The organism is Roseicyclus sp. (assembly GCF_965662675.1).
Classification (GTDB): domain Bacteria; phylum Pseudomonadota; class Alphaproteobacteria; order Rhodobacterales; family Rhodobacteraceae; genus Roseicyclus.
Genome location: NZ_CBFIIK010000147.1, coordinates 1 through 5,143 on the forward strand (window position 1 = coordinate 1; position 5,143 = coordinate 5,143).

The 5,143-nt window shown below is 66.1% G+C and carries 5 protein-coding genes and 1 pseudogene; all 6 read right to left on the reverse strand.

The genetic code is table 11. The features are described from left to right. Window positions 1-150: pseudogene (locus ACTG4J_RS14580) on the reverse strand (adenosine deaminase); the annotation flags it as partial. 1 nt (window position 151) lies between these two features. Then, complete coding sequence (locus ACTG4J_RS14585) at window positions 152-343, reverse strand: hypothetical protein (protein ID WP_439140465.1); 192 nt, start codon at window positions 341-343, stop codon at window positions 152-154. A gap of 6 nt (window positions 344-349) precedes the next feature. Next, window positions 350-1,558, reverse strand: a complete 1,209-nt coding sequence (locus tag ACTG4J_RS14590) for a phosphopentomutase (RefSeq protein WP_439140466.1) — start codon at window positions 1,556-1,558, stop codon at window positions 350-352. After that, complete coding sequence (locus tag ACTG4J_RS14595; protein ID WP_439140469.1) at window positions 1,558-2,865, reverse strand: thymidine phosphorylase; 1,308 nt, start codon at window positions 2,863-2,865, stop codon at window positions 1,558-1,560. The genes ACTG4J_RS14590 and ACTG4J_RS14595 overlap by 1 nt, the downstream gene beginning before the upstream one ends. Then, window positions 2,865-3,272 carry a cytidine deaminase gene (locus ACTG4J_RS14600; protein WP_439140467.1) on the reverse strand — a complete coding sequence of 136 codons (408 nt, stop codon included), beginning with the start codon at window positions 3,270-3,272 and terminating at the stop codon, window positions 2,865-2,867. The genes ACTG4J_RS14595 and ACTG4J_RS14600 overlap by 1 nt, the downstream gene beginning before the upstream one ends. A gap of 83 nt (window positions 3,273-3,355) precedes the next feature. After that, on the reverse strand, window positions 3,356-4,918 hold the full coding sequence (locus tag ACTG4J_RS14605; protein ID WP_439140468.1) for a hybrid sensor histidine kinase/response regulator: 1,563 nt from the start codon (window positions 4,916-4,918) through the stop codon (window positions 3,356-3,358). Between the last annotated feature and the right edge of the window lie 225 nt (window positions 4,919-5,143).

Here is a 5,143-nt window from a genome sequence, read left to right on the forward strand (position 1 = left end):
ATGCCAGAAATCACGGTAGGCATAGCCGCCATCGGGGCGGAAGATGCCCGAGAGATCGACATTCTTTTCCCGCGCGATCCCGCGGATGAAGGCCGGCGGCGCCCCTCCTTCAAGATGCAGGTGAAGTTCGACCTTGGGGATGTCTTTCATCCTACGCTCCGATCAGCCAGCCGATGGCCGCGATGATGAAGCCAAACAGCATGGCCCCCCGCCACGGCGTGCGCGGCCGCCCTATCAGCGGGCCGATATAGCGCACCGCCAGCGTGACCACGATCAATGTCATGAGGAAATAGATCAGTTCTGACCCGATGCCGACGATGTAATGGGTGGGTTCGGTGGTCATGTCCCCTCACAGAAAGCTTTGGCCAAGCTCTTGGGCGGGCAAGCCCAGATGGGCGGCCAGCGACGCCCCCACATCGGCAAAGGCACGGATGCCGATCTGCCCGCTATAGGGGCCCTTGGCAAGCACGGGCACGCGTTCGCGGGTGTGGTCGGTACCGGGCCATGTGGGATCATTGCCGTGATCGGCGGTCAGGATCATCAGATCATCAGGCCTGAGCGCCAACAGGATCGGCCCAAGTTCTGCATCAAACCATTCCAGATGCCGCGCATAGCCCGCCACATCGCGGCGGTGGCCGTAGAGGCTGTCGAACTCGACGAAATTGGCGAAGGTCAGGCTGCCGTCTTTTGCGGTCGCGATATGCTCGGCCAGATGCCCCATCAGGTCGTGGTCCGCCCCCGTCACCGCGTGATCCACCCCCCGCCCGGCAAAGATGTCGCGGATCTTGCCGATGGTATAGGTGGTGCGACCTGCCGCCTGCGCCCGGTCCAGAAGCGTCGGCCCGGGTGGTGCCAGCGCGTAATCATGGCGATTGACGGTGCGGCTGTACCGGCCCGCTGCCCCGACAAAGGGGCGCGCGATCACGCGGCCGATCCGGCGCTGATGCAGCATGGGGGCAAGTGCTGCACAAAGCGCCAAAAGCCGGTCGAGGCCGAAGCTTTCCTCATGGGCCGCGATCTGGAACACGCTGTCGACCGAGGTATAGCAGATCGGCCAGCCGGTTTCCTGATGCGCCGCACCAAGGCGGTCGATGATCTCGGTGCCGCTGGCATGTTCATTGCCCAAGATGCCATTTGTGCCGGCAAGGCGCATCACCTCGGCCACGATGTCATCGGGGAAGCAGGGCGTGGTTTTCGGGAAATAGCCCCAGTCCCACGGCACGGGCAGGCCCGCCAATTCCCAATGGCCCGAGGGGGTGTCCTTGCCCTTGGACACCTCTTGGGCCACACCCCACAGCCCCACGGGGTCGGCCTCCAACCCAGGCCCCCGCGCGCCCGAGGCCAGCCGCAGCGCCGCGCCCAGCCCCAATCCGTCGAGATGGGGCAGCCGCAACGGCCCCGCACGGCCCAGATCGGCGCGGGCCGCTGCGCAAGCCTCGGCGATATGGCCCAGCGTATTGGCGCCTGTGTCTGGCAGGTCGCCGTTGAAATAGCCGCCCGCATCGGGCGCGCCGCCAACCCCGAGGCTATCCATCACCACCAGAAAGGCGCGCGCCATCAGCCGATCCTTTCATGGATGAGCGGCGGCAGAACGGGGGCGGTATCGGTCAGCACAAAGGCGCGCCGCACATCGCCCGCAACAGCGCGCGCCGCCGCCTCGCTGGCGGCATGGATTCGCGCCAAGGGCCGGGCGCTATCGGCAGTCTCACCCAGCCGCGCGATATCGCTGAGCCCCACTGCAAGATCGAGCTTGTCATCCTGTTTTTGCCGCCCGCCGCCCAAGCGCACCACCACTTCGCCCAAGGCGCGGGTGTCGATCTGGCCGATATAGCCCGCCTCGCCCGGGTGGACATCGACCATCACCCGCGCAGCTGGCAGCCGGTCGCGCCAACGATCGGTGAAATCATGCGGGCCGCCCAAAGCCGCCACCATCTCGCCAAAGGCATCGGCCGCCTCGCCCGAGGTCAGCGCCTCGGCGATGCGCCCCTCACCATCGGCGGCGTCAGCGGCCAGCCCGCCCAGCGCCAACACCTCGCCGCCCAGGGCCTGCGCAAGCTTGGCCAAGGGCGAGGCCAGATCGCCCGAGGTCAGCACCTCCATCACCTCGATCACCTCCAGCGCGTTACCCGCCGCAGGCACGGTCGGTTGGCTCATGTCGGTGATCAGCGCGGTGGTCATGCAGCCCGCGCCTTGGGCTGTATCGACAAGCGCTTGGGCCAAGGCCAGCGCCTCGTCCTGGGTGCCCATGAAGGCGCCGGAACCCATCTTGACGTCAAGCACCAATGCCTCGAGCCCGGCGGCCAGCTTTTTGGACAGGATCGAGGCGGTGATCAGGTCGATGCTTTCGACCGTTCCCGTCACATCGCGCACCGCGTATAGCCGCTTGTCGGCGGGGGCCAGATCATGGGTCGCCCCGACGATGGCACAGCCGATATCGGCCACAAGCTCTTGCAGATCATCGGCCGAAACCTGGGTGCGGTAACCGGGGATCGCCTCGAGCTTGTCAAGCGTGCCCCCCGTATGGCCAAGCCCGCGCCCCGAGATCATCGGCACGAAGGCCCCGCAGGCCGCCAAGGCCGGTGCCAAGATCAACGAGACGCAATCGCCCACACCGCCCGTCGAATGCTTGTCGATGACCGGCCCGTCGAGGTTCCATTTCAGCACGCGGCCCGACTCGCGCATGGCGGTAGTCAGTTGCACCCGGCCCTTCGGCCCCAGCCCACGCGCACAGACCGCCATGGCGAATGCGCCCGCCTGTGCATCGGTCACTTCCCCCGTGGCCAGCCCTTCGGCGAACCAGAAAATCTCGGCCTCGCGCAGTGTCTCACCATCACGCAGCCGGGCAAGGATGGATCTGGCATCGATCACGATACGCCCTTTTCGGCGTTGACCATGAAGCCCGCGTCAAAGGCACCGGGCAAGAGCGCGGCCACCGTCATCCGCAATGTCGCACCCGAGGTGGTGGCCATTGTCACGACCACATCGCCCGCCGCGAATTCCGCAAGCTTTTGGCGGCACCCGCCGCAGGGCGGCACGGGGGCCGGGCAATCGGCGATCACGGCGACCTCGGCGATACGGCGGTCACCCGCGGCGATCATCGCGGCGATGGCACCGGCCTCGGCACAGGTGCCTTGGGGATAGGCCACATTTTCGACATTGCAGCCCAGATGCACGCGCCCCTCGACCGAACGGATGGCCGCGCCCACCTTGAAACCGGAATAGGGGGCGTGGGCGTTTTCGCGCACGCGGGCGGCATCTTGGATCAGCGACATGGCATGGACCTTTCTGCGGCGCTTGCTTGGGTGCGCCCAGTCTGGTGCGCAGCGCAGGCCAGCGCAAGGCCGTGCAGCACGGGTTATGCATTCTGGATGGGGGGCGGGATGCGCGCGGCATGACCAGCCACGGTCGCGATCAAGCTTTGCAGATCGGCCCGGCAAGGCGCATAAAGTGCTGCAAGATCATCGACCCGGCGCCGCTTGGCCGCGATATTGAGCACTTCGGCCAAGCGGTAGAGGCGTTCGGCGCCAACAGCGCCCGACAGCGCGATGAGGATGTGGGTCTGGCTTCGAATTTCGGCCAGATCGGTGGCCGCGATCCCACGGTCGAGCGCAGCAAGAACCGCGTCCAGATCCTCTTGCAAGCGCATCAGCAATTCCGGCGCGCCCTCGGCACCCGCGACGGCCAGCAAGGCCGCGAAGCGCTCTTGGTCCAACACCTTGCCGAAGCCCGTCGCCCCCATCTCGTCGCTCAGCACATCCTCGGGTTCGGGCAGGCCGGAGGGGCGGCCGGCATAGCGCAAGATCGCGCGCCCGAAATCGGCCACCGATGAAATCGGCTTGCCGATGATACCATCAGCGCCCGCCGAGTAGATCGCTTCGCGATTGTCGCGCAGCACATAGGCGGTGAGTGCCACCATCGGCATCATCGCCACCGCATCCTTGCGCGCGCGCACGCAGGTCATCACCTCAAGCCCCGAAAGGCGCGGCATTTCGATATCGATCAACGCGATGTCGAAGACCTCGTGCGACAGCGCATCGAGTGCCGCCAGCCCATCGGCGACACAGGTGACTTCGGCCCCCATCCGGCCAAGGAGCTGGCGCAAGATGGTTTGATTGGTCAGATTGTCCTCGGCGACCAGAATGCGCAGCCCATCCAGATCGGGGGGCGTATCGGCATCGCGGCGCGGATGGATCGGCGCGATCACCGCAGCGGGCAAGATCACACAGGCCTCGCCCCCGCCATCGCGATGATTGGACAACATCAACCGCGCGCCGATCTCGGCCGACAGGCTTGCCGCGATGCGCAGGCCCAACCCCGCACCCGCATGCGGGCCATGCGGCCCGATGTCGGCCCCGTCGCGCATCAGCGCCAAGATCTGCGGCGCAAAACCGGGGCCGCGATCGCGGATGGTCATCTGGACCCCCTGATCGGACAGCGCCGCGACGCGCAGCATCACCGGCACGCCCGGCGCATGCAGCAAAGCATTGGAAATCAGGTTGCCGATGATCCGGTCCAGCATCAACTGCGGCACCGCCACAGCCAATGGCAGGTCGGCGCCGCGCTCGATCGCAAAGGTCGCACCGGCCGCACGCGCCCTGCCCGACCAGCGCCCGCCCAGCGCGTTAAGCCAGTCATCGAGGTAAAACCCCGGTTCTTCATATTGGAAAAGCCGATCCCCGGCCGCGACCAGAAGCGCACCATCGACCAGACCGGCCAAAGTATCGGCGGCCGCCTGCACACGGTCGATCTGCAACCGCTCTTCGGGTGCAAGCCTGTGGCGATCCAGCAGCCGCAGCCCGCCGATCACATCGGACATGGCTGAACGGATGTCATGGCTGAACAATTGCAAGGCATCTGCGCGCGTATCGACACGCGCAGCATCGGGCATTTGCTCGGGGGCCATGAAACGCTCGGCCATAACACCATTACCTCTGCACACTCACCATGCAGTCTATCAGCCCGCCCACCCACGGCCAAGCGCGGCGGTGGATGGGCCGTGATCACGTGCGATCACGCCTTGGCGGGATAGCCCAAGCCAGCCAGCGCCGCGCGGATTTCATCCAAGATCGCGGGATCGTCGATGGTGGCGGGCATCTTGAAGCTTTCGCCATCGGCGATCTTGACCATGGTCGCGCGCAAGATC

Excerpts from the sequence above, each read along its gene's own strand:
- ACTG4J_RS14605 (WP_439140468.1), bottom strand. The coding sequence starts at position 4,918 with ATGGCCGAGCGTTTCATGGCCCCCGAGCAAATGCCCGATGCTGCGCGT.
- ACTG4J_RS14585 (WP_439140465.1), bottom strand. The coding sequence starts at position 343 with ATGACCACCGAACCCACCCATTACATCGTCGGCATCGGGTCAGAACTG.
- ACTG4J_RS14600 (WP_439140467.1), bottom strand. The coding sequence starts at position 3,272 with ATGTCGCTGATCCAAGATGCCGCCCGCGTGCGCGAAAACGCCCACGCC.
- ACTG4J_RS14590 (WP_439140466.1), bottom strand. The coding sequence starts at position 1,558 with ATGGCGCGCGCCTTTCTGGTGGTGATGGATAGCCTCGGGGTTGGCGGC.